Origin of the sequence: Veillonella sp. 3891 (genome assembly GCF_003992315.1) — a bacterium.
GTDB lineage: Bacteria > Bacillota > Negativicutes > Veillonellales > Veillonellaceae > F0422.
On sequence record NZ_RQVE01000006.1, the window covers coordinates 73779 to 99296 of the forward strand.

At 39.8% G+C, this 25518-nt stretch carries 15 protein-coding genes and 1 riboswitch; of the genes, 14 read left to right on the top strand and 1 reads right to left on the bottom strand.

All coding sequences use genetic code 11. From position 1 onward, the window contains the following. Nucleotides 1-90: 90 nt before the first annotated feature. From EO118_RS04720 to alr, 3 genes are all read left to right on the top strand, one after another. Nucleotides 91-354 carry a hypothetical protein gene (locus tag EO118_RS04720; RefSeq protein ID WP_127068872.1) on the top strand — a complete coding sequence of 88 codons (264 nt, stop codon included), beginning with the start codon at nucleotides 91-93 and terminating at the stop codon, nucleotides 352-354. A gap of 51 nt (nucleotides 355-405) precedes the next feature. Beyond that, the gene (locus tag EO118_RS04725) at nucleotides 406-1701 is read left to right on the top strand and encodes an SLC13 family permease (protein ID WP_127068873.1); all 1296 of its coding nucleotides are present in this window, start codon (nucleotides 406-408) and stop codon (nucleotides 1699-1701) included. Nucleotides 1702-2293: 592 nt separating this feature from the next. Next, the gene (alr, locus tag EO118_RS04730; RefSeq protein ID WP_127068874.1) at nucleotides 2294-3403 is read left to right on the top strand and encodes an alanine racemase; all 1110 of its coding nucleotides are present in this window, start codon (nucleotides 2294-2296) and stop codon (nucleotides 3401-3403) included. 169 nt (nucleotides 3404-3572) lie between these two features. Here alr and metF read toward each other — a convergent pair whose 3' ends face one another. Next, nucleotides 3573-4454: a methylenetetrahydrofolate reductase [NAD(P)H] gene (gene metF, locus EO118_RS04735; RefSeq protein ID WP_127068875.1), complete on the bottom strand. Its 882-nt coding sequence runs from the start codon at nucleotides 4452-4454 to the stop codon at nucleotides 3573-3575. Between the two features lie 343 nt (nucleotides 4455-4797). On the opposite strand from metF, the gene EO118_RS04740 reads away from it, so the two are divergent. The 11 genes from EO118_RS04740 (at nucleotide 4798) to gltB (ending at nucleotide 25378) form a co-directional block, all read left to right on the top strand. After that, entirely contained in the window at nucleotides 4798-5958 is a 1161-nt protein-coding gene (locus tag EO118_RS04740; RefSeq protein ID WP_127068876.1) for a M20 family metallopeptidase, read from the top strand. 35 nt (nucleotides 5959-5993) lie between these two features. Next, entirely contained in the window at nucleotides 5994-7355 is a 1362-nt protein-coding gene (dcuC, locus tag EO118_RS04745; protein ID WP_127068877.1) for a C4-dicarboxylate transporter DcuC, read from the top strand. 257 nt (nucleotides 7356-7612) lie between these two features. Then, nucleotides 7613-8548, top strand: coding sequence for a LysR family transcriptional regulator (locus EO118_RS04750; RefSeq protein WP_009352929.1), 936 nt, complete (start codon nucleotides 7613-7615; stop codon nucleotides 8546-8548). A 275-nt stretch (nucleotides 8549-8823) separates the two neighbouring features. Further along, a riboswitch (cobalamin riboswitch) is annotated at nucleotides 8824-9000 on the top strand. A 309-nt stretch (nucleotides 9001-9309) separates the two neighbouring features. After that, nucleotides 9310-11484, top strand: a complete 2175-nt coding sequence (locus tag EO118_RS04755) for a methylmalonyl-CoA mutase family protein (protein WP_127068878.1) — start codon at nucleotides 9310-9312, stop codon at nucleotides 11482-11484. After that, nucleotides 11485-13668 carry a methylmalonyl-CoA mutase gene (gene scpA, locus EO118_RS04760; protein ID WP_127068879.1) on the top strand — a complete coding sequence of 728 codons (2184 nt, stop codon included), beginning with the start codon at nucleotides 11485-11487 and terminating at the stop codon, nucleotides 13666-13668. Between the two features lie 128 nt (nucleotides 13669-13796). Further along, entirely contained in the window at nucleotides 13797-14981 is a 1185-nt protein-coding gene (meaB, locus tag EO118_RS04765; RefSeq protein ID WP_127068880.1) for a methylmalonyl Co-A mutase-associated GTPase MeaB, read from the top strand. A gap of 315 nt (nucleotides 14982-15296) precedes the next feature. Then, the gene (locus EO118_RS04770; protein ID WP_127068881.1) at nucleotides 15297-16739 is read left to right on the top strand and encodes a [FeFe] hydrogenase, group A; all 1443 of its coding nucleotides are present in this window, start codon (nucleotides 15297-15299) and stop codon (nucleotides 16737-16739) included. A gap of 626 nt (nucleotides 16740-17365) precedes the next feature. After that, complete coding sequence (locus EO118_RS04775; RefSeq protein WP_127068882.1) at nucleotides 17366-18226, top strand: hypothetical protein; 861 nt, start codon at nucleotides 17366-17368, stop codon at nucleotides 18224-18226. A gap of 163 nt (nucleotides 18227-18389) precedes the next feature. Further along, nucleotides 18390-19016, top strand: coding sequence for a hypothetical protein (locus tag EO118_RS04780; protein ID WP_127068883.1), 627 nt, complete (start codon nucleotides 18390-18392; stop codon nucleotides 19014-19016). A gap of 236 nt (nucleotides 19017-19252) precedes the next feature. Continuing rightward, complete coding sequence (locus EO118_RS04785) at nucleotides 19253-20272, top strand: branched-chain amino acid aminotransferase (RefSeq protein ID WP_127068884.1); 1020 nt, start codon at nucleotides 19253-19255, stop codon at nucleotides 20270-20272. A 519-nt stretch (nucleotides 20273-20791) separates the two neighbouring features. After that, the gene (gene gltB, locus EO118_RS04790; protein WP_370447322.1) at nucleotides 20792-25378 is read left to right on the top strand and encodes a glutamate synthase large subunit; all 4587 of its coding nucleotides are present in this window, start codon (nucleotides 20792-20794) and stop codon (nucleotides 25376-25378) included. Nucleotides 25379-25518: the final 140 nt, after the last annotated feature.

Consider the following 25518-nt stretch of genomic DNA (forward strand, 5'->3'; position numbering starts at 1 on the left):
ACTTTTTATGATAAACTATTTAGTTTGTCTTACAGCGCTTTAGAAATACTCAGACTTTTTTCACTTTTTATTATGTATGAGGTGACGCCTATGATATTATCAGACGAAGGAAAGGTTTTTGCTTGTATTTGTATTGCGCTTTTTATTTTTATCATCACCGCGCTCCTATTAGGTGAAGAGCGAAAATCTAAATGGTTTCAAAAACGAAAAACATATAGCTTTTTTCTCCGCCGTGGCCTACTTGGAGAGTGGCTGCATTTTGGATACCCTTGTACAGTAGAAGGGTATGGAGTAGCGGCGATTATGTTATTTCTTATTGGCCTATCTTCCTATATTATATGCGCTTGTTTTTAGAGCGTTTTGCGGCTAATAAGGAATGTATCCCTTAGGGAGGAGTTGATTCTTATGGATCCGGCTGTACAAACCTTAATTGTCCTTGGTGTAATGGCGTTATTATTTGTAACAGAAATTATTCCACTCGCAATTACTTCTATCGGTGGTGCTATGGCACTTGGTTTATTAGGTGTTATTCCAATGAAACAAGTATTTAGCGGTTTATCCGATAGTACAGTAGTTTTATTCGCAGGTATGTTTATTATTGGTGCTGCATTATTCCATACTGGTTTGGCACAAAAAATTGGTATTTCCGTTGTTAATAAAGCAGGTAAAAGTGAAAACGGTCTTATGATTGCTTTAATGCTTGTAACAGCAGGTATGTCCTCTGTGCTTTCTAACACAGGTACGGCAGCAGCGTTATTGCCAGTAGTTATTGGTATTTGTGCATCTGCTAAAATTCCAGCATCCCGTCAATTAATGCCTATGGCATTTGCTGCTGGGATTGGTGGTATCATCACATTAGTAGGTACACCTCCTAATATCATCATCAATGGTGCATTAGGCCAAGCTAAACTACCTCAATTCGGTTTCTTTGAATTTGCATGGATTGGTATTCCTTTAACAGTTGCATTTATGATCTATATGGTAACGATTGGTAAACATTTTTTACCTAAACATGATGGTAATGCAGATGCTGAAGTAGAACAAGAAGTGGATGCTAGTGAAATTTCTAACGATCCTAAAAAAATGTGGTACTCTGGTATCATCCTATTAGGCGTTGTATTATTCATGGCATTGTCTGATCCATTGAAAAGTATTGGTATTAACGTTCCTCTTCATTTAGCTGCTATTGTAGGTGCTATTTTAGCTGTATTAGCAGGTTGCTTGAAAGAGAAACAAGCATATCAATCTATAGATTGGGTAACTATTTTTCTATTTGCAGGTATGATGCCAGTAGCAGCGGCTATGAATGATTCTGGTGCTGGTAAAATGATTGCTCATGCAGTAGTAAGTATCATGGGGGATAATCCAAGCCCTTACTTTGCAACAGCTGTGTTATTTATCTTATCTTGTGTATTAACACAATTTATGTCCAACACAGCATCTTGTGCATTGTTAGCTCCAATTGGTATCTCTATTGCCCAAGCGATGGGTGCAAGCCCTCATGCAGTACTTATGGCGATTGGTGTTGCCGCATCTTGTGCATTCGCCACACCTGTAGGTACACCACCTAATACAATCGTATTAACACCTGGTAATTACAAATTTATGGATTATGTGAAAGCAGGTACTCCATTAATCGTAGTATGCTTTATTGTAAGTCTTATCATCATTCCAATGGTATGGCCTTTCAATATGCCATAATGTAACGTACGTCGGTTAGGTATAATGTAAAACTAAATAGATAATAAATAAGGACTGACTCGGAATCTTGTTTATAAGATTCTGTAGTCAGTCTTTTTACGCACCCTTTATCAAATGTGGGGTTGTTCAAATAAAAAGTTTTTAGCGCCTAGTTATCTTATATAATTAGTGCCACTCTCTTTGCTTAATAGAAGTATATGAATTTTGAAGTAATCAAAAAGATCTCTATAAGGTAGTTTGGCGGAAGAACAGTAGAAATTTCGCAAAGTATGTTTTCTGTTCTATAATATACTTTAAAATTTTCACTACTTCAAAGAAAATATTTGATTATCTAGAGAATTTGATTCTATTTAGGTGTATAATAGTAAAATGAATATAGAATTTTATAGTCGATGATGATTATTTGTAGTCGTCTATAGTTATCTATAGGTGCTCATTGTGTTCTATAATAAATAGTACCTGGGCATTTTATAGATGATACATCAGTCATATAGATGATAATTTGGGATATTCAAGGGCTATTATACTAGCTTAGTAAATAGTATATTAGCCAATACTAGAGTGTATATACTAACAATAAGAGGGTGAATGTGTGAGACCTACCTATGTAGAAATTGATACAGCACAAATACGAAGTAATTTAAGGAAAATTAAAGATTGTTTGCCGGAGTGGTGCACGAGTACAGCAGTGGTGAAAGCGAATGCCTATGGACATGGGAGTGTCATGGTAGGGCGGATTGCCGTAGAGGAAGGGTATGAGTCGCTAGCTGTAGCTTTCCCAGAAGAGGCTATTCCTTTGCGTGAGGCGGGCATCACGGTACCTATTTATCTATTAGGTTTAACGTTGCCTCAATCCTTTGATTTGGTAATAGAAGGGCATTCTAGACCTGCTATTTGTGAATCTACAGATTTAGAAGCTTTAAATGAATGTGCTCGTCGACATGAAACAATTGTAGAGTGCGCCATTGCTGTAGATACAGGTATGCATCGTATCGGTAGTAAGCTAGAGGATGTATTGGCATTTTTAGAAAAAGTAGAATCTTATGAATATTTACGAGTTGATGGATTTTTTTCTCACTTAGCAAATGGAGATGCAGCCGATCAAAGTCATGCTAATTTTCAAGTGGAGCAATTTAGAAAGGTCGTAGAAATGATTCGTGCCCATCGGGATGAAGCATATCGTTTTTCTTTGGCTAATAGTGCTGGATTGTTAGCAGTAAAAGATAGTTTATTTAACGATGCTCGACCAGGTATTATTCAATATGGTATTATGCCATCTATGGATGTGCCGAATCGATTGGGATTGAAACCGGCTTTGAGTTTATATAGTAAGGTAGTACATGTACAACATTTACCGAAAGGTTCATCGATCGGCTATGGCAGCACGTATACAACAACGGGGGAGGAAACAATTGCTACCATACCTGTAGGATACGCCGATGGGTATCCTAGATCCTTATCAAATAAAGGGTCTGTGTTGATTCATGGCACACGCTGTCCTATTGTAGGTCGCATCTGTATGGACCAATTCATGGTGAAAGTACCTAATCATATAACAGTAGCCCCAGGAGATGTGGTTGTACTACTAGGACAACAAGGACAAGAGAGTATTACAGCGCTTGAATTGGCCTATTTGGTTGGGACTATTCCCTATGAAATATTCTGTAACTTTTCAGAAAGGGTGCCACGACATTATATTTAGAGGATATTGATAAAAGAAAATTGTTTCTGCAATATAACTATACTGATAAGGCCAAAATGAAGAAAAAGAACGCTCTACTTAGGTTCTCTTAGAGAGACACTAGGTAGAGCATTCTTTTTATAATTTGTATGTATACTATACGTGTTGTAGGCTATATTGTGCTTCTTATTTATTGGCTTTCATAAATAGGAGAGCTAAATAAAGAACGTGCTGCATTTTCGATATACAACGCTGTATTGGATTGGTTCATTGTGTATAAATGAATGCCAGATATGCCTTCTGTTACAAGGTCTACGATTTGATTTAATGCATAGGCAAGGCCAGCATCGCGAAGGGCGACTGGGTCATGCTCATATTTGTCTAAAATAGCTTTAAATTTGCGTGGAATAGCGGTAGCATTGCTTGTTAAAAGACGCAAGGCTTGGTTGCGGTTGATGATAGGCATTACCCCTGCTAAGATTGGTGTATCAATACCTGCTAAGGCACATTTTTCTTGGAAATCGTAGAATACATTGTTATCTAAGAAAAATTGTGTTACTAATAGTTCACAGCCAGCATCTACTTTTTCTTTTAAGAATTTAATATCCTGTAATTGGTTAGGTGAATCTGGATGTACTTCTGGATAGCAAGCACCAGAAATTTGAAAGTGCGGAGCATAGTCTTTTACAAAATGCACGAGTTCAGAAGCATATTTGAAGTCTCCTACTGGTGGTAGGTCTTCTAAAATATCACCACGAAGTGCTAATAGCTTATGGATACCTAGTTGATCTAATTGATCAATGACGGAGCGCACTTGTTCTTTAGATAAATAAATAGCCGGCAAATGGGCTTTCGTAGGGATGTGCAATGTATTTTGTACATAGTTGGACAACTTGATAGTTGTTTCTTCAATATTGCGTTGTTTATTACTGCAGGTAACAGAGATGAACTCTGGTTTTAGGCTTTTTAATTCATCTAATACAGTAATGATTTTTTCATCTCCCACTTGTGTGTTAGGAGGGAATATTTCGTAAGATAATGTTGGTCGTTTTTGTTGTATAGTTTCGCTCATGGCTGGTTCCTTTCATATCTGTAAAACATGTTCTTATGATACCAATTTTTTTCTATATAGACCAATTCTTAATATATATAGTTTGTTATAGGTAAAAGCTATAGAATGAAATATAATGAAAATTAGAATCTAGGGATATACATATGAAATTAGCATAGAGAAAATAGGAGAATCGTATGCTATATGTATTGGAACTTTCACTAGAAATCTATATAATAGAAGTATTCGGAATACTGCTATTGCTGCTCAGTTATAGCAGGACTTTCAGAAGAGAAAACAGAGGGGATGTAATTCCTGTAGTCATAGAGTTGTGCATGTCTATTGTGCAAGAAAGGAGAAAGTGATGAGTCAATTACTCAAAGAAATTGAATCCTTGCGAGGATCCATGAAAACATTGAATGATTTTTTCTTCGACCATCCAGAATTAGGGAATGAAGAATTTTTAGCCCATGGTAAATTGACCGATTTGTTAGAACGGGAAGGATTTACTGTGGACCGTGAAGTGAGTGGACTAAAAACGGCCTTCCGTGCGGTCTACCATGTGCAAGGAGGAGGTCCTAAGATTGGACTACTCTGTGAATATGATGCCTTAGAAGGATTAGGTCATGCCTGTGGGCATAATCTACAAGGACCTTCCATTTGTGCGGCAGCGATTGGTTTACGTCGTACCTTACAAGTGCCAGCTACATTGGTGGTCTATGGAACGCCGGCAGAGGAAACCGCATCTGGTAAATTGGTGATGGCAAAAGAAGGAGTATTTGACGATTTAGATGTGGCTTTCATGATGCATGGTAGTGATTCTACCACGGTAGATGGCAAATCTTTAGCCCTTAATTTGGTGAATATTAAATTCCATGGTAAATCCGCTCATGCAGCCATTGCTCCAGAAAAAGGCATCAGTGCTTTGGATGCGGTATTGTTGTTCTTTAATGGTATGGAATATCTTCGAGAGCATGTACCTACAGAAGTACGTATGCATGGGATTATCACCGATGGTGGCAAGGCTGCTAACATCGTGCCAGATTATGCCTGTACACAGTGGTATATTCGATCTTCTAGTCGTATTCGCTTAGATGAAGTAGTGGAGCGTGTGAAACAAGTGGCGCAAGGGGCAGCCTTGCAAGTGGGAGCCACTATGGAATGGGATGAAGTGAAAGCCTATGATAATAAGGTCAATGTGCAAAGCTTGAATGACTTGCTCTTAAAGAATGCGGAACAAGTGGGTGCACCAGATATTTCTGAGCCACGTAAAGTCACTGGCTCTACAGATTTTTCCAGTGTTACCTTCCGCGTACCAGGAGCTTGTTTGCGGGTTAAATTTGTAGGTAGAGGGGTGACTAGTCATTCCCAAGAATGGTTAGATAATGGAAAAACTCAGCTAGCAGAGGATGCCATTATGTACGGTGCTAAGGGAATCGCTCTTACAGTAGAGGAAATTCTTACCACACCGAGCTTATTGGCTAAGATTCAAGAAGACTTTCAACAGTCGAAAGCAAATTATTAAGTAGCCTATTTTGAATGGGTAAGGGAGAAGTAGTTATGAATTTATTGTTGTGCGCTATTGTAATTTTAGGCGCAGGTACATTGGTAATTAAAAAGTTTAAAGCACAAACAGTATTGCTCTTAGGTGGTTTAATTATGATGCTAGGGGCGTACTTCCTTGGGTATACAACGGAGTTCGTGGAGGCGAAAAAAGGAACTGGTATGATGTTCTTCGATGCCTTTGAGTGGATTAATAATACCACTGCAAAGGATGCAGCAGGCTTGGGTCTCATGATTATGACATGTACTGGTTTTGCTAAATACATGGATCATATCGGTGCTAGCTCTCGTTTGGTGACAACTGCGATTAAACCATTGCAAGCGATGAAAGCGCCTTATTTGGTATTATCTTTAACATTCTTAGTGAATATGTTTATGTCCTTGGTAATCCCTAGCGCATCCGGTCTAGCTATGTTGATGATGGGCACTATTTTCCCTATCTTGGTACGCTTAGGCGTAAGTCCAGTTGGGGCGGCGGCAGCGGTAGCTACTGGTCATTTGTTGGATATTGGACCAGCCTCTGCTACAAGTCTATTAGTGTCTAAAACAGTGGGGTTAGGAGTAGAAGAATACTTCGTAGGCTATCAATTAAAAGTATATATTATCTGTGGTATTGTGACGGCCGTTGCTCATTACATTTGGCAACAATATATGGATAAAAAATCTGGTCATGTTCCGTCCGAAGTAGTACATACAGAAGCACAAGAAGAAGTAGCAGTAGGACCTTTTGTGTACCTAGTATTACCATTCTTGCCACTTGTATTTATGTTAGGATTTAGTAAATATGGCATTGCGGGCATTAAGATGAATGTAAACTTGGCGATGTTCTTGAGCTTATTCATTGCTATGGTGTTTGAATTCATTCGATTCCGTGATTTCCGAAAAGTAGCTGCGTCTATCCAAACATTCTTTAAAGGTATGGGCGATCAATTTACAAATACCGTAACTTTAATCGTAGCAGGGGAAACCTTTGCATTTGGTTTGACATCGTTAGGAATTGTTAATGAGTTCGTAGCATTCATTAAAACCTTCTCCATCCAAGCAGATATAGTAGGTGTTATTGTATCTGGTATTATTTTAGTGTTGAGCATTGTGATGGGCTCTGGTGTGGCCTCTATGTTTGCATTCTCCCCATTAGTGCCAAACTTTGCCAAAGAATTAGGTGGTAATGCAATTACTATGCTACTTGGTATGCAAAATGCGGCCTCTGTAGGACGTTTGTTAAGCCCAATTAGTGCAGTTATGATTGCCGTGGCTGGTGTGGCAAATATTTCTAGTTTTGATTTAGTAAAACGAACTGCAGTGCCAGTATTAATTACTTTCATTACTTCTACCATTTGTATTTTGATTTTCCATTAATTGGTGAAAGTCGCATAGAAGTAAGGTTTTCTGTAATTCCTAAGAATTTGATAGAAATTAAATGTTGACGATGAGAGGTCTTTTTTGTATTATATTTGTACAAGACTATTACCCTATGAGGGTGAATAATGGAATCGTTAACAACATGAAGTACCTAACGTGTAAGTATGTATATCTTACTCGTTAGGTTTTTCATTCCTATGAAAGTAATGATCAATGGATGTACTTCATGATAGATATAGAAAAGGCCAATACAGATGAGAATACAACAATTACAATATTTAGAAAAAATTGCAGAAAAAGGATCTATTAATGAAGCGGCTAAGGAATTATATTTATCCCAACCTAGCTTATCCAATGCAGTGAAAGAATTAGAACATGAAATGGGTGTTCAACTACTATTGCGTACTAAATCAGGAGTTACTTTGACTCATGATGGTCGAGAATTTATGATTTATGCTCGGCAAGTACTAGATCAAATTCAATTATTAGAAGAGCGATATAAATCGAATACAAAACGAAAAGAACACTTCTTTATTTCGGCTCAGCATTATGCCTTTGTGGTCCATGCATTTGTAGAGCTTATCAAAAGTGTAGATACTGATGAATATCAATTTGGTTTACGTGAAACAGAAACGCAAAATATTTTTGAAGATTTAGCGACATTTAAAAGCGAATTGGGTATTTTGTATTTGAATAATTTCAATCGTCAAGTGATGGAAAAGTTATTTAAAGAGTATAAATTGACGTTCTACCCATTATTTGAAGCGGAACCACATGTATTTTTGTGTCGTGAACATCCATTAGCGAAACAAGATAAAATTACACTAGAAGAATTAGAAGATTTCCCATACTTAAGTTATGACCAAGGGGAAGATAACTCCTTCTATTTTTCAGAGGAAATCTTAAGTACTTTGGACAGAAAAATGACGATCAAAGTATCGGACCGTGCTACAATTTTTAACTTAATGGTCGGCTTAAATGGATATACCATTAGTTCTGGTATTTTGAGCCGTGAGTTAAACGATGACAAGATTATCGCTATCCCATTGGATGTAGAAGATACGATGACTATGGGGTACTTAATGCCACATATGCTAGAACCAAGTCCGATTGCGAAAAAATATTTGGAACTATTGAAAGAACATATTCGCAACTATGGTTTTGAAATAATGGAATGGAAAAAGAAATAAATTTTCTAATAGAATATGAGAAAGTGAACAGAGGTATGCTGCTGTAGGCGTACCTCTGTTTTATATTAAGAATAAATTTTAATTATGTGGTAAATAACTTGTGGTAATAAAATAACAGTCTATTATGAGATAACTGTTAATTATTGTGTTGATGAGCTTGTAAAATGCAATAAAGATATCTTATGATAACTGAAGTTTATGTCAACGTGAAATGTTGTTATAGTCTGTAAATGACGTTCTATTCTTTCAGAAAACAGTTTATAATCAAGGTATAACTTTATATTCGCCTTACTGGTGCCGCAAGGCTTAATAGGGAAGCTTGGTGAAAAGCCAACACGGTCCCGCCGCTGTAAAGGGGAGCGAAACTTCATGTAACGTCACTGGGAAACTGGGAAGGCGAAGCGTAGCGAAGATCCTGAGTCAGAAGAACTGCCGTAAGAAGCATGTCGTTAGATCCGCGAGAGACGGGTAGAGATGGTTTTGCGCTAAGTGCATACGCTAAATCATAACCTACCGTTTTCCATCGAAAACGGTTTTTCTTTTATGAATGGTAGTTATATCTTTCAGTAAAAGACTAGGTAGGGTGATGAGTTATAGGGTTGGGTAGGGTATACCCATTTTCTAATTGTTTATTTTATTTTTATGAGAGCTGCAACGATTACATAAGCTATTAGAATCTCTATGATGAGGCAAATCTCACTAGAAAAGTGGTTTGAGTAAGGGAACGTATGCCTATGTGGTCAGAGAAAGGAAGCTAGACTATGGGACAAGACAAGCATCATGAACCACAAGTTCACGAAGAACAGTTTGAGCTACCAGACGTATCGTTTGATGAGTTTTCTATCCCTACCTACGAGGAGTGGAAAACGACGGTAGAAGGTATCTTGAAAGGGAAAGATTTCCAAAAAAGTATGTATACAAAAACATACGAAGGAATTACTTTACAACCAATGTATTGGTTGAGCGACCAAGAAGGATTGACTCAAAACTTGACATATCCTGGTCGTGATAGCAATTTACGGGGAGCGAAAGCTAGTGGATATATCCATACACCTTGGACAATTGCACAACGTTGTGATGGAAAAACAATTGCTGACATGCATGACATGTTACAATTTGAATTAGATAAAGGTAGCACAGCTATCAGTTTCACGCTAGATAGTGCTACACGGAAAGGACAAGATGCTACGAAAGCTGAAGCTAAGGATGTGGCTGATGTAGGGGTATCCTTGTCCACTGTAGAAGAAGTGGAAGCTTTATTAAAAGGCATGGACTTAACTACAAAAGAATTAGATATTCGTACAGGTGCTAGTAGCGTATGTTGGGCGGCTGCTTTACATGCACTTTGCGAATCCCGAGGGGTGGATGTGAAATCCTTGTCCGGTATGATTGGGGCAGATCCAATTGGTACTTTGGCACAAGACGGTCATTTACCACGCCCTATGGATGAATATTTTGACGATATGGCACATACCATTGCTTGGGCATCTGCACATGCACCACAATTACGCACAGTGTTGGTAGACACAGATGTGTACCATAATGGCGGTGGCAATGATGTACAAGAATTAGGCTTTGCTATGTCTACAGCTGTGACATATTTACGTGCCATGGAACGCCGTGGTATTGATGTAAATACATTTGCAAAACAAATCCGTTTCCATGTCAGCGTAGGCGCTAATTTCTTCATGGAAATTGCGAAACTACGTGCTATAAAAATGGTATGGGCTCAAATTGTTGAACATTGCGGTGGTGATGAAGAAGCGAAGAAAATTAACTTGTTCGTAAGTACATCTCACTTCACACAAACTGTATTTGACCCGTATGTAAACTTATTGCGTGCTGGTTCTCAATCCTTCTCCGCAGTAGTAGGTGGTATGGATGGTATGTTTGTAAGACCTCTTGATGGCTGCATTCGTCCAAGTGATGAATTCTCTCGCCGTATTGCCCGTAATATTCAAATCATGGAGCAACAAGAGTTCAACTTCATTCAACCAGTTGACCCTGCCGGTGGTAGCTGGTACTTAGAACCATTAACACAAGAATTGACTGAAAAATCTTGGGCATTGTTCCAAGAATTAGAAGGTAAAGGTGGCATCTTAGAAACATTAGTATCTGGTGAAACGCAAGAAGCCGTGGATGCTATTTTACAAAGCCGCTTTAAAAACTTGGCAACTCGTAAAGATCGTGCCGTTGGTAGTAACATGTATCCAAATATGACGGAAGAATTACTAGAAGTACCAGTGGTAGATTTTGAGGGCTTACGCCAAGCTCGTGTAGCAGCATTAGCTAATGTGGGTACAACTGATGCAGCTGAATTAGCTCTAAAAAAACTACAAGAATCTGATTTCAGTGAACTAGGTTCTTTAGTAAGCGCTGCGTATACGGCACTCGTAGCTGGTGCTAGTTTTGGACAAGTGTTCGAAGCCTTAGCAGATGGTAGCGAAGGTATCACAGTGAAAGCAATTCTATCTCATCGTTGGACAGAACAATATGAAGAATTGCGTATGCGTACTGAAAACTTCAAAGAAACACATAATGGGGACAATATTAAAATCTTCTTGGCTAACATGGGACCTATTCCTCAACATAAAGCGAGAGCCGATTTTGTTACTTCTTTCATGCAAGTAGCTGAATTTGACGTGCTTACAAATGATGGATTCCCAACTGTAGACGAAGCAGTAGCAGCTGCCTTAGCATCGAATGCAGACGTGACAATTGTATGTTCCACTGACGATACCTATCCAGAATTGGCGCCAGCTGTGACGAAAGGCATTAAAGATGCTCGCCCAACTATGAAAGTATTCTTGGCAGGGGCTCCATCTGCAGAGTTGAAAGAGCTTTGCGATGCAGCAGGCATGGATGATTATATTAGTGTACGCTCCAATTGCTATCAAACATTATTAGCAATGCAACGCGAGAAAGGAATGATGTAGATGATTCCGGATTTTAGAAATATTCCTTTTACAGCTGCTAGCCCAAAAGCATCCGATTTCGATGCATGGAAAGAGCAATTGCAAGCTGAAACTGGCAAATCTTATGATGACAACTTCATTCGTACTATGGAACAAATCGATGTGGGTCCTGTGTATGATTCCTCTATTTATGATCAATGTAACCATTTACAATACGTAGCGGGTATTCCTCCGTATCTTCGTGGACCATATGGTACTATGTATGTACAACGTCCTTGGACAGTACGTCAGTACGCTGGTTTCTCCACAGCGGAAGAATCCAATGCCTTTTACCGTCGTAACTTAGCGGCTGGTCAAAAAGGTTTGTCTATCGCCTTCGACTTGGCTACTCACCGTGGCTATGACTCCGACCATCCTCGTGTAGTAGGTGACGTTGGTAAAGCCGGCGTTGCGGTAGACTCCATCTTGGATATGGAGATCTTGTTCTCTGGTATCCCATTGGATCAAATGTCTGTATCTATGACAATGAATGGTGCCGTATTACCAGTTATGGCCTTCTATATCTTAGCTGGTGAAGAACAAGGCGTAGATAAATCTGTTATGGCAGGTACAATCCAAAATGATATCTTGAAAGAGTTCATGGTGCGTAATACTTACATTTATCCACCAGCAGCATCTATGCGTATCATTGGTGATATCTTTGCGTATACATCTAAATACATGCCTAAATTTAATAGTATTTCTATCTCTGGTTACCACATGCAAGAAGCAGGTGCCACAGCAGATATCGAATTAGGTTACACATTGGCGGATGGTTTGGAATACTTGCGTACTGGTGTGGCAGCGGGTCTTACCGTTGACCAATTCGCACCACGCTTATCCTTCTTCTGGGCGATGGGTAAAAACTACTTCATGGAAATCGCTAAAATGCGTGCAGGCCGTATGTTATGGGCTAAGATTGTTAAATCCTTTGGTCCGAAAAATGTTAAATCTATGGCATTGCGTACACATTCCCAAACATCTGGTTGGTCTTTAACAGAACAAGATCCATTCAATAACATCACTCGTACATGTATCGAAGCGATGGCAGCAGCCTTGGGTCATACACAATCCTTGCATACGAATGCTCTTGACGAAGCGATTGCCTTGCCTACAGACTTCTCGGCCCGTATTGCTCGTAATACGCAATTGTATATCCAAGATGAAACTAATGTATGTAAAGTTATCGACCCATGGGGCGGTTCTTACTATGTAGAATTCTTGACTAACCAATTGATCCGTAAAGCATGGGCTCATATCCAAGAAGTTGAAGCCTTGGGTGGTATGTCTAAAGCGATTGATACAGGTCTTCCAAAAATGCGTATCGAAGAAGCGGCAGCTCGTCGCCAAGCGCACATTGACTCCGGCAGTGAAAAAATTGTCGGTGTTAACTACTTGCGCCTTGATAAAGAAGATCCATTAGATATCTTAGAAGTTGATAATACAGCTGTACGTTTGGCACAGATCGAACGATTGAAAACATTGCGTGCTAATCGTGATAACGATAAAGTACGCAGCTGTTTGGATGCCATTACAAAAGCGATGGAAACAGGAGAAGGAAACTTGCTTGAATTAGCCGTAGAAGCAGCTCGTGCTCGTGCCTCTAAAGGTGAAATCTCTGATGCGGTAGAAAAAGTATGTGGCCGTCATAAAGCGATTATTCGCTCTATTTCTGGTGTATACAGCAGCGAATTCAGCGATGATGATGTGATCACAGAAGTACGTAGCATGACTGAAAAATTTGAAGAAAAACATGGTCGCCGTCCTCGTATTTTCGTAGCGAAAATGGGTCAAGATGGTCATGACCGTGGAGCTAAGGTAATTTCTACAGCCTTCGCAGATATGGGCTATGATGTAGATATCGGACCTTTATTCCAAACTCCAGAAGAAGCAGCGAAAGATGCCGTAGATAATGACGTACATATCGTGGGTATGAGTTCCTTAGCAGCAGGGCACAAAACATTGATGCCTCAATTATGTGAAGAGCTTAAAAAATTAGGCCGTGAAGATATTATGGTTGTTATCGGTGGCGTTATCCCAGCTCAAGATTATGATTATCTCTATGAGCATGGTGCAGCAGCGATCTTCGGACCTGGTACAATCATTCCAGTATGTGCTAAAAAAGTTCTCGAATTGTTAGAAGAACGTCTAGAAGAGGAAGAATAATCTATAGTAGATTGTTCTATACTTAAACATAAGTAAGACATGACACGTAGTCAGTGCCTCGTGCTACTTTGTAGCTGGCTACTGATTGCGTGTTTGTCATATTCGAATCGGTGAAAGGAGGGTGTCTTATGAGTGATGATACCTATAAGCCTTCTTGGGTTCCTGAGGAGAAAGATGATAAATTTGCATGCCGCGTCATGCGTGGCGTGGACGGTGGTCATGATGGGATGGATGCACATACGAATGCGCCACAAAAACCGGTAGCTCCTAAGGTAGTAAAACGGAAAAAATTGACCGTCGATGACTATGTAGAAGGGGTACTGGCGGGTAATCGGATGATTTTATCCCGTGCCATCACATTAATTGAAAGTAATGCAGCAGCACATTTTGAAATGGCGCAACAAGTCATTCAGCGCTTGTTACCGTATACAGGTAAATCCACTCGTGTAGGGATAACAGGGGTACCTGGGGCTGGTAAATCTACCTTAATTGAAGCGCTAGGAACAAAACTATGTCAAAATGGTCATAAAGTAGCGGTTCTTGCGGTTGACCCATCTAGTACTGTGACCGGTGGATCTATCCTTGGAGATAAGACTCGGATGGAACAACTTTCACGGGAGCCGAATGCATTCATTCGCCCATCCCCATCGGGGGGTACCTTGGGCGGTTTGACCCGTAAAAGTAGAGAAACCTTACTTCTATGTGAAGCAGCAGGGTATGATACAATCCTGGTAGAAACTGTAGGGGTAGGTCAAAGTGAAACTACAGTGCGTTCTATGGTAGACTTCTTCTTACTAGTTGTCTTGACTGGTGCTGGCGATGAATTGCAAGGTATGAAAAAAGGTGTTATGGAATTAGCAGATGCTATTGTAGTCAATAAGGCCGACGGAGATAACTTGCAACGTGCCAAAGTAACACGCCAAGAATATGAACGTATTTTATGGTTCATTCGAGATGCCACAGAACAATGGACAACCCATGCGTACACATGTTCTGCCTACACTGGGGACGGCATCATGGAATTGTGGCAAGGTGTGATTGAAAAATTCATGGAACAATGTAAAGGCAATGGAGTGCTACAAGCACGTCGCCGTGACCAAACTTTATCGTGGGTATATTCCATGGTGGAAGAGCATTTACAAAACTTGTTCTATCGGGCACCAGAAATTGTATCTTGCCGTGGAGGTATTGAAGATGCAGTTATTGAGGGACGTTTAACGCCTACATTAGCAGTACAACAATTTATTAATACATTTACACAAACAGCCTTGGGAGACCAAGCTAAAAATGTTCCGTTATTTGAACTGAAATAACATAGAAACAGGAGGGGAAACTCTCCTGTTTTCTGCTATTGTGGTCAAAATCCTAGTAGTTTTTTGGGTATATGGATTTTGAAAGATATAATATGAAAAATATATAATAAAAATCTACATGTGTGACAAATGTAACATAAAAATGACATAAATGTATATTCTAAGTGGATGCGTAAAATTTTACTAGAACTTAAAAGAATAGGAAAATAAATGGCATATTTATTTATTTTCACAAGTCTGAATATTTGTTATAATATGACGGAAAGTTAATGAATACATAACTAGTATTGTTTACACTATGTGAGGTGCATAATAATGAGTTTCGAAAGTCGATTCCAACATCTTGATCGCCGTGCCCCTATTGCTGAGGATAATGTGGCGATTATTCATGATTTAGAAAAATGTAAGAACTGTACTCTATGTCGTAAAGCATGTGCTGACACTATGAGCGTACTTGACTATTATGATTTGGAAGCAACAGGAGATAATCCTATTTGTATCCAATGTGGTCAATGTGCGGTAATTTGCCCATTTGGTGCAATGTACGAACGTACAGAATTAGATAAAGTAAAAGAAGCTATTGCAGATCCTGATAAAATCGTGGTTATCCAAACGGCTCCAGCCGTTCGCGTATCTATCGGTGAAGAATTCGGATTTGAACCTGGTACTTACCAAGAAGGCAAAATGATTGCAGCCCTTCGTTCCTTGGGCGCAGACTATGTAGTAGATACTAACTTCGGTGCTGACTTAACCATTATGGAAGAAGCAAGCGAATTATTAGAACGTAAATTACATGGTACAGGTCCATTGCCACAGTTCACTAGCTGTTGTCCAGCATGGGTAAAATTCTGTGAAACATTCTTCCCAGAATACGTATCCCATATCTCTTCCGCTCGTAGCTGTATCGCTATGGAATCTGCTATGGTCAAAACATATTTTGCCAAAAATATGAACATTGATCCTAAGAAAATTGTATCCGTATCTGTAGCTCCATGTACTGCTAAAAAAGCAGAAATTCGTCGTCCGGAGCAAAATAACGCATCTCGTTACACTGGCGAAGATTTGGGTCCAGATACAGACATCTGTATTACAACACGTGAATTTGCACAATGGATTCGTGAGGCTGAATTAGATTTCGCAGCCCTAGAAGATTCTGCATACGATAAATTTATCGGTGCTGCGACTGGTGGCGGGGTTATCTTCGGTAATACTGGTGGTGTTATGGAAGCAGCGATGCGTGCATCCTACAAATTCATCACTGGTGACGAACCATCTCCAGCTCCACTTCTTAACTTAACAGATGTGCGTGGTATGGACGGTGTGAAAGAAGCTACTGTAGAAATCGGTGGACATACCATCAACGTGGCTGTGTGCCATGGTGGTAAAAACATCCGTGAATTCTTGAACGAATTGAAAGAATCTGGTAAAACATATGATTTCATCGAAATGATGGCATGCCCAGGTGGCTGTATCGGCGGTGGTGGACAACCACGTGCAAAATTACCAGTGGCAAATAAAGTAAAAGGTGAGCGTATCGATGGTCTTTATAATTGGGATTCCAACATGAAGCTTCGTTCTTCCTATGAAAACCCTGAAATTAAAGATGCTTATGCTAATTTCTTGGAAAAACCATTAGGGCATATTGCTCATGAGTTGTTACATACTACCTATGTAGATCGTAGTGGTGATTTGGGAGCTCGTAAAGACGTGACTCCTGAAACATGTCCAACATCTCCAAAATTTAAAAAGCCGGAATAATTTAGTTAGTAACTTCAACTCCGGTGAGTCAGCGAATGTGTAAGTTGGTTTGCTGCTGAACGAAGTTATTATATAGTCATCTAAGCATGACAACATACTGCAAGACGAAAAGACTCTTATGGGGATCATCCCATAGGAGTCTTTTCTATTCTATTCCATTTTGGGACGGTTCATGCTTAGGCAAAGGGAAGAGCGGAACATATGTCATACTCTCCTTGTAGCCTGGGGGATACTCTTATCAATGGAAAAGCGGAACATATACCTTCACAAACGGTATTTCATAATGTTTGTTCAGGCACATGTTCCGCTTTTCTAGGTTAGCTTAATTTAGACATAGTACACACAGGCTACCATTGGTAATGTTTGTTTAGGCACATGTTCCGCTCTTCTGGGATTATCTAATGTAGTGGATCATCACAAAGATGCTCTACGAATGAGGGCAATTATAGGTTTGGCTCATGTAGAGGAAATAGCCGCCCCCCAAGGTAATCTAGGGAACAATCTTAGGAAAATGGATAGTAGTTATGATAGAATGTAAATAAATACTGTTGGACATATTAGTTGGCATAATTGGTAATGTTACTGCATTTAGAGTGATGATATCTGATTGAAACTGTGAGGTGTTAATGAAGGTTGTTAAGATAATTCTGACGGTTTGTGGCATGTTGTTATTGCTCTGTTCTATTCTTGTTGGGGGCATATTTTATATGCTTAGTAATGATGTTGTGCATGGCTTTCAGTATTATAAGGTGGAAGATACACATACTTGGGATGATAAAAATTGGACTTTAATTTTAGTTAGGAATCGAGATAATGCGACTGTTTTACAGTCAGTGTTAGATTATTACAGTGAGGATGATAATGAGGTCTTAGTGGTAACGCTTGATGGATATTATATTTTTCTGGGTGAAACCTTAGTGTATTCCGAAACATATGATAGGGGCTATTCTGAAAGAATGTGGACAAAGGAGTATTCTGCTGAACGAGGTGAGATGTTACTTTCAAAATATAGGAAACAGAGTTGGGAAAAGTGGATGAAGGAATATTCAGACCAAACAATTGCTAGTGAAGATATAGTATCAGAGTTATCCTATCTACCTTTCAGATATGATGGAGTGTTAATGGATATAACGCAGCATTATTTATTAGTATATCCAGGATATATAAAGGTTCAATCTAAATATATGTATGTATATACTCAGGTTGGCATTCTGATTATAGATTTGAAACAGAAACAAATATATACCATTGAAGATAAGAATTTCCCTTTTTCTAGTAAAGAAAGGATTATGAATTACAATGAATTTGTACATGTGATTAATACTAGTACAGAAGTTAGAAATCATGATTATCAGAGACCTAGCATTTTTAATACCATATATGTACATAATATAGATGAGATCCCTGTTTCATCTCAGGTGGTATATAATTTTTATGTTGAGGCAGTCAAAAAGGTTAAGGAAAAACGTGGAGAAGTAGTGCAATAGTTTGAGTACGGTAAAGATGATTTAAAATATACTCTTAGATTCAAGAGACTAGAATAATTGGGGAACTTTTTTAGAAAAGTTGAGTGAAAAAGTTCTCCAATGTTAGAATACTTTCAGAAATAAGAGCAGTAGTGTATATGGTATACATAGAGGTGAAAGCGATTTGATAGATCAAAGGTATATAGAACGTAGGAAATTTCCTATATTGGCGATGATACAGGTTGAGAGATATATAGATGATTATTATGGACGGATAGAGGGGATTAAGCTAATAGTAGATCCTGTAACAGTGATGGATAATCTTCTTATTAAAATTGTGGAAGATAGGCCTAATCAGAAACAATGCGTGTATAGTTTTTATGCTAATCATATAAACATAGCAAGGGCTGATGCGATGATTCTTCATGAAATGTATTGGGATAAAGCGACTGATATACATACCTTGCGGAATGATAGCGCGTTGAGGAATCATGTACGAAAGGTAGGTCATGGAGAAGGCCTACCTACGATTACAGATTCTTTTTATAAAATTGATGCGGATAAAATACAAAAGGTTTATGATATAGCTACTATGTTGATTCACCAAATGTCAGTAGATGAAAAGCACGAGGAGGCCGAAGTAAAGCGGTTTTATGTAGAAGTATTTCAATCTACTAATTCTGGATATCTATCAGGTGGGGCTTGGATTACACATAGTATTTTAGAAAAGATATATAAGGATACAGGTTGGGAAGAAATAAAAGGCAAGGAGCTGACACTTGATGAGCTTATATGTATTCAATCAATGTAAGGTTTTACAGATCATGATTTAGAAACTTACTTGAAAAGAACTTCTTGCCAATATTAGAATAGAATACACGTTTAGAATCTACCCCATCTTTTAATCTCGTACTCTTGTACATTTTCCGTGTTGGGTGTATAATAGTTTTTATCTAAAATACAAATCAGTAAATATTCATATGATGTGAAAAAGGAAAATGCACTGATGCATAGGCTTTCACGGGTATGGAATAGTAGGAGGACAGTATGGCAAAGATTGATATGAACAATTTAGATTTTAGTTATAAAGAAACGCCATTCCGTTATGTGTCTAATTTCAAAGATGGTCAATGGGATGAAGGCGGTTTAACGGGTGAGGCGAATATTGTCCTCAATGAATGTGCTGGTGTATTCCAATATGCGCAAACGATTTTTGAAGGTTTGAAAGCGTATTACACAAAAGATGGTCACATTGTGTGTTTCCGTCCTGATTTAAATGCTGAGCGCATGTATGATTCTGCGAAATACCTTGTGATGCAACCATTTCCAACAGATCGTTTTATTGAGGCTGTAAAAGAAGTGGTAAAAGCAAACCAAGAGTTTGTGCCTCCACATAGCACAGGTGGTAGTTTGTATCTTCGTCCATTCTTGATGGGTACTAACAGTGTTATCGGTGTAAAACCGGCAGATGAGTTCCAATTCCGTATTTTCGGTACTCCTGTAGGGGATTATTTTAAAGGCGGTGTAAAACCGTTAAAAATCCAAATTTCCGATTTTGACCGTGCAGCGCCACATGGTACTGGTCACATCAAAGCAGGCTTGAACTATGCAATGAGCTTGCATGCCTTAGAAGCAGCGCATGAAGCAGGGTATGCAGAAAATATGTATTTGGATCCCCGAACTCGTACAAAAGTAGAAGAAACTGGTGGAGCGAACTTTATTTTCATTACGAAAGATGGCAAATTAGTAACGCCTAAATCCGATAGTATTCTTCCATCCATCACACGTCGTTCCTTGATGTATGTGGCTGAACATTATTTGGGCATGACTGTAGAACATCGTGAAGTGTACAGAGAAGAATTGAAAGACTTTGCTGAATGTGGTCTTTGCGGTACAGCGGCTGTTATTTCTCCTGTGGGAATGGTACATTCCAAAGAAGAAGATATCTTCTTCCCAAGCGGCATGGATGAAATGGGGCCAACATTAACAAAATTACGCGAAACATTACTTGGCATTCAACATGGTGAAATCGAAGCACCAGAAGGCTGGATTGTTCGCATCGTATAATAGAATACTTTTACAATGACGTAAACGCATGGTTATCTTAGGGTAGCTGTGCGTTTTCTTGCATAGTAGACATATATGGCGGTGTAGATGAAAATAATCTTGAAAGAAGCTGTGAATGTAAATATATAAATTTATTAAGAGTGGATATGTGATACAGGTGTACTATATAAATTTGGAAATGTAGAGTAAGAAATAAGAGATGGATCATTTAAAGAATACATGTATACATAATGGATATGTATTGAAAAATAGTATAATTTTTGCTACTATAATATACAGTTCTATATTCTATAGAATAATAACTATATTTTATGACTACTATGAAATGTAGTGAATGATTATCACAAGAGGCCAATCCTGTATAGAGGGAGCGTATAGTAGATGAATGTTGGTATAACATTTAGCAGGACTATGGCGAAGTACAGTCGATTGACAGATGGATATAGGACTTTTAGTATATGTATACCTAGTGTTAAGTACGCTAGTGTAGTGATAGAGAGCCTACAGGAGGAGAGGGTTATGATGGAAATGAGTACCATTGCAAAACAACATGAGGAACAGCGCCATTTGGAAGCAAATGGTTTGTATAGTTCCCAATTTGAAAAAGATGCGTGCGGTATGGGATTTGTGGTGAATATTAAAGGTAAAAAATCCCACGATATTATCGATGACGGCTTGCGTATTCTTGAGCGTTTGGAACACCGTGGCGGTGCTGGCGCCGATAAGGATACGGGCGATGGAGCAGGTATCTTAGTACAAATTCCACATGACTTCTTCCGCCGTGAGTGCGAAGTGTTGGGCATCCATTTACCACCTGCTGGCGACTACGGTGTGGGCATGGTTTTTGCTCACAAGTATGAAACGTTACGAAATGAGCAAAAGCGCATTCTAGAAGAGGTCGTTCGTGAGGAAGGTCAAATTGTATTAGGCTGGCGTGAAGTGCCGGTAGATTCTACGGCAGTCGGTCATGAGGCGGCTTTGATTCGTCCTTGGATGATCCAAATCCTCATTGGTAAAGGTCCAGATGTGACAAACCAAGAGGAGTTTGAACGCAAATTATATATGATTCGTAAAATTGCAGAAAAACGTATCGTCCCATTGAGCAAAGAAATGAGTAGCGATTTCTACATTGCATCCTTGTCTTCTAAAACCATCGTTTACAAAGGTATGTTGACACCAGTGCAATTAAGAAACTTTTACCTAGACTTGAACGATTTAGATTTCACCTCTGCTTTGGCAATGGTCCATTCTCGTTTCAGTACGAATACATTCCCAAGCTGGGCACGGGCCCATCCTAACCGTTACTTAGTACATAATGGGGAAATCAACACGATCCGTGGTAATGTAAACTGGATCAATGCTCGTGAAGGAAAAGCAGAATCTCCATTGTTCCCAGATATTAAAAAAGTATTCCCTGTTGTTGACGATACAGGGTCTGACTCTGCTATGTTTGATAATACCCTTGAATTCTTGCATATGACAGGCCGTAGTTTGCCACACGCCATCATGATGATGATTCCAGAACCGTGGGAACGCAATACTTTGATGAGCCAAGAAAAACATGACTTCTACGAGTTCAATAGTTTCATGATGGAACCATGGGATGGTCCAGCGGCAATGGGCTTTACCGATGGTACTGTTATCGGTGGTGTCTTGGACAGAAATGGCTTACGTCCTGCACGTTATTATGTGACTGCTGACGATCGTGTGATTATGGCATCTGAAGTAGGCGTAGTGAACGAAGCGGACGATATGATTCGTGCTAAAGGTCGTTTAGAGCCAGGTAAAATGCTTTTAATCGACACAGAAGAAGGTCGTATCATTTCTGATGAAGAGATCAAACACCGTGTGGCTACAGAACTTCCTTATAACGAATGGGTAAAAGAGCATGTCATTCATTTATCGGAAATTCAACAAGCTACGGAAGATAGTATCCCAGAAGTAGGAGACTTGTTCATGCAACAACAAGTATTCGGCTATACTCAAGAAGATTTGGTGCGCATGATTATCCCTATGGCGAAAGATGGAAAAGATCCAGTAGGCTCCATGGGTGCCGATGCACCGCTTGCAATCTTGTCTGACAAACCGCAAATGTTGTACTCCTATTTTAAACAACTATTTGCGCAAGTAACGAATCCACCAATCGACGCCATCCGCGAAGAAATGGTGACTTCTACACGAGTGATGCTTGGTAATAGCGGCAACTTGACGGACCCTAATAAAGTAGGCACCTATGCTGTATCTATGCGAACTCCAATTATGACAAATCAAGAATTGGCAAGTATTAAACAATTAGACTGCCGTCGCATGAAATCGGTGACCTTGTCCATCTTGTTTGACCCTGCCAAAGGTGCGGAAGGCATGAAAGAAGCCTTAGACCGTTTGTGCAAAGATGCAGAGGAAGCAGCTCGTACTGACCAAAATGTGTTAATCTTATCTGACCGTGGCGTGGATGAACACCATGCGCCAATCCCTGCTTTATTAGCAGTGGCAGCGGTGCACAATCACTTGATTAACACCGTATTGCGCACAGAAATGGGCTTAATTTTGGAATCTGGTGAACCTCGTGAAGTGCATCATTTCTGTACTTTATTAGGCTATGGTGTAACAGCCATCAATCCGTATGTGGCGTTAGCAACGGTTCGTGAGCTACAAGCCACAAACCGCTTGGGTAACCTCACACCAGAGGAAGCAGAAGCCAATTACATCAAGGCCTCAGTGTCGGGCATTATGAAAGTTATGTCGAAAATGGGGATCTCCACTGTACGCAGTTACCATGGAGCGCAAATCTTCGAGGCATTGGGCTTGAATACAAACTTTATTAGTACCTATTTCCCGAACACGCCAACACGTATTGGCGGTATCGGCTTAGGTGGCGTAGCTCATGAAACGTTGGAACGATTCCAACGAGCTTTCAGAGAAGATGTGAAAGTCCTAGAACCAGGCGGTTGGTATGGCCCTATGAAAGATGGGGAAGAGCATTTATTTAATCCAGATACGATTAAGTTGTTGCAAACATCCTTGATTGAAGGGGATTATAATACGTACAAAGAATACTCCAAAATGATTCGCAATGATTACCATGTGACCTTACGGAGCTTGATGGAATTAAACTTCCCTGTAGGTGGCGGTATTCCTGTAGAAGAAGTAGAACCAGTGGAAGACATTGTGAAGCGCTTTAAAGCAGGCGCTATGAGTTATGGCGCCATCAGTAAAGAGGCTCATGAAACTATTGCCATCGCTATGAATCGCTTAGGATCTACATCGAATTCTGGGGAAGGTGGCGAAGATACAAGTCGTTTTGTCCTCGATGCTAATGGAGATAATCGAAATAGTGAAGTAAAACAAATTGCATCTGGTCGTTTTGGGGTAACTACGAATTATTTGGTCCATGCGAAAGAGTTGCAAATCAAGTGTGCCCAAGGGGCGAAACCAGGTGAAGGTGGCCAATTGCCAGGCAAAAAGGTATATCCAGAGATTGGTAAAGCCCGTCACTCCACACCAGGGGTAGAGCTTGTATCCCCTCCACCACATCACGATATTTATTCTATCGAAGATTTGGCAGAATTGATTTATGACTTGAAATGCGTGAACCCAAGTGCAGCGATCTCTGTGAAATTGACTTCAGAAGCTGGAGTAGGTACCATTGCTGCAGGGGTAGCCAAAGCGAAAGCAGATAGTATCCTCATCTCTGGTTATGATGGTGGTACTGGCGCTGCAGGTCGTACATCTGTTAAACATGCGGGCGTGCCATGGGAATTGGGGCTTTCAGAAACGCATCAAACCTTGATGTTGAATCGTTTGCGTGACCGTGTACAACTGGAAGTAGATAGTAAGCTCATGACTGGTTATGATGTGGCTATCGCAGCCTTGCTAGGGGCAGAATTATTCGGATTTGGTACCTTGCCATTAGTGGCAGTAGGCTGTCGTATGGCACGGGTTTGCCATATGAATACATGTCCGTACGGCGTGGCAACACAGGATGAAAAATTGCGTGCTAAATTCACAGGCAAACCAGAATATGTGGAAAACTTGATGAAATTCATCGCCCAAGAATTGCGTGAGATCATGGCTCGTTTAGGTATCCGTAGCGTTCGTGAGTTAGTAGGTCGTATCGATTTAGTGCGCCAACGCTCCCAAGACGATAATTTCAAATTGTCTCGTGTGGACTTGAAACGAATCTTGTTCAAACCATACACAGATGCTTCTGTAGGACATTTGCATAGCATTGATCAAGACCATGAATTGGAACGCACCTTGGATATGAAAAAATTACTTCGCATGTGCCGTCCTGCCTTGGATGATCAAAAACCAATTCGTGCCAAATTGGCTATCAGCAATGTGAATCGTGTAGTAGGCACCTTGGTCGGTGGCGAAGTGGTTCGTCGTTATGGCGAAGCGGGCTTGCCAGAGAATACCATTAAATTGAACTTCGTTGGTTCTGCAGGTCAAAGTTTCGGTGCTTTCATTCCGAACGGTATGACCTTAGAACTCGAAGGTGATGCCAACGATTACCTTGGTAAAGGTTTGTCCGGCGGTACAATTATTGCATACCCTCCAAAAGCAGCTACCTATGAAGCGCATGAAAATATCTTAATCGGCAATGTGGCATTCTATGGTGCTACTTCTGGTACGGCGTATATCAATGGCGTGGCAGGGGAACGCTTCTGCGTTCGTAACAGTGGTATTACTGCTGTCGTAGAAGGTGTGGGCGATCACGGTTGCGAATACATGACAGGTGGTGAAGTTCTCGTCCTTGGTCGTGTGGGCCGTAACTTCGGTGCTGGCATGTCCGGTGGCTATGCGTACGTGCTTGACCTAGATGGACGCTATTGTAACACGGGACTTGTGGAACTTCGTAAAACTAGTGAAAGTGACCTAGTACGGATTCATGAGTTAGTACAACAACATGTATTACATACGAACTCTAAACAAGGTCGTCATATGTTAGAAAACTGGGTACTGTATAAAGATCGCTTTACGAAAATCGTGCCAACAGCCTACGAAGAAATGCAACAAAGCATTGCTCACTTCCAAGGTGAAGGTATGGCATTAGAAGACGCGCAGTTAGCAGCATTTAAAGCGAAATATATGAGTGGAAAATAATCTATCTCGGAGATAGTTAGTAGCTATACCCTAGTTGAATTAGAATATAAAAAGGAATGGAACTGATGATTCAGATCCATTCCTTTTTTGCGTAGATGCCATACTAATATGATTTTATGTATATATAGCGAAACAGAAAA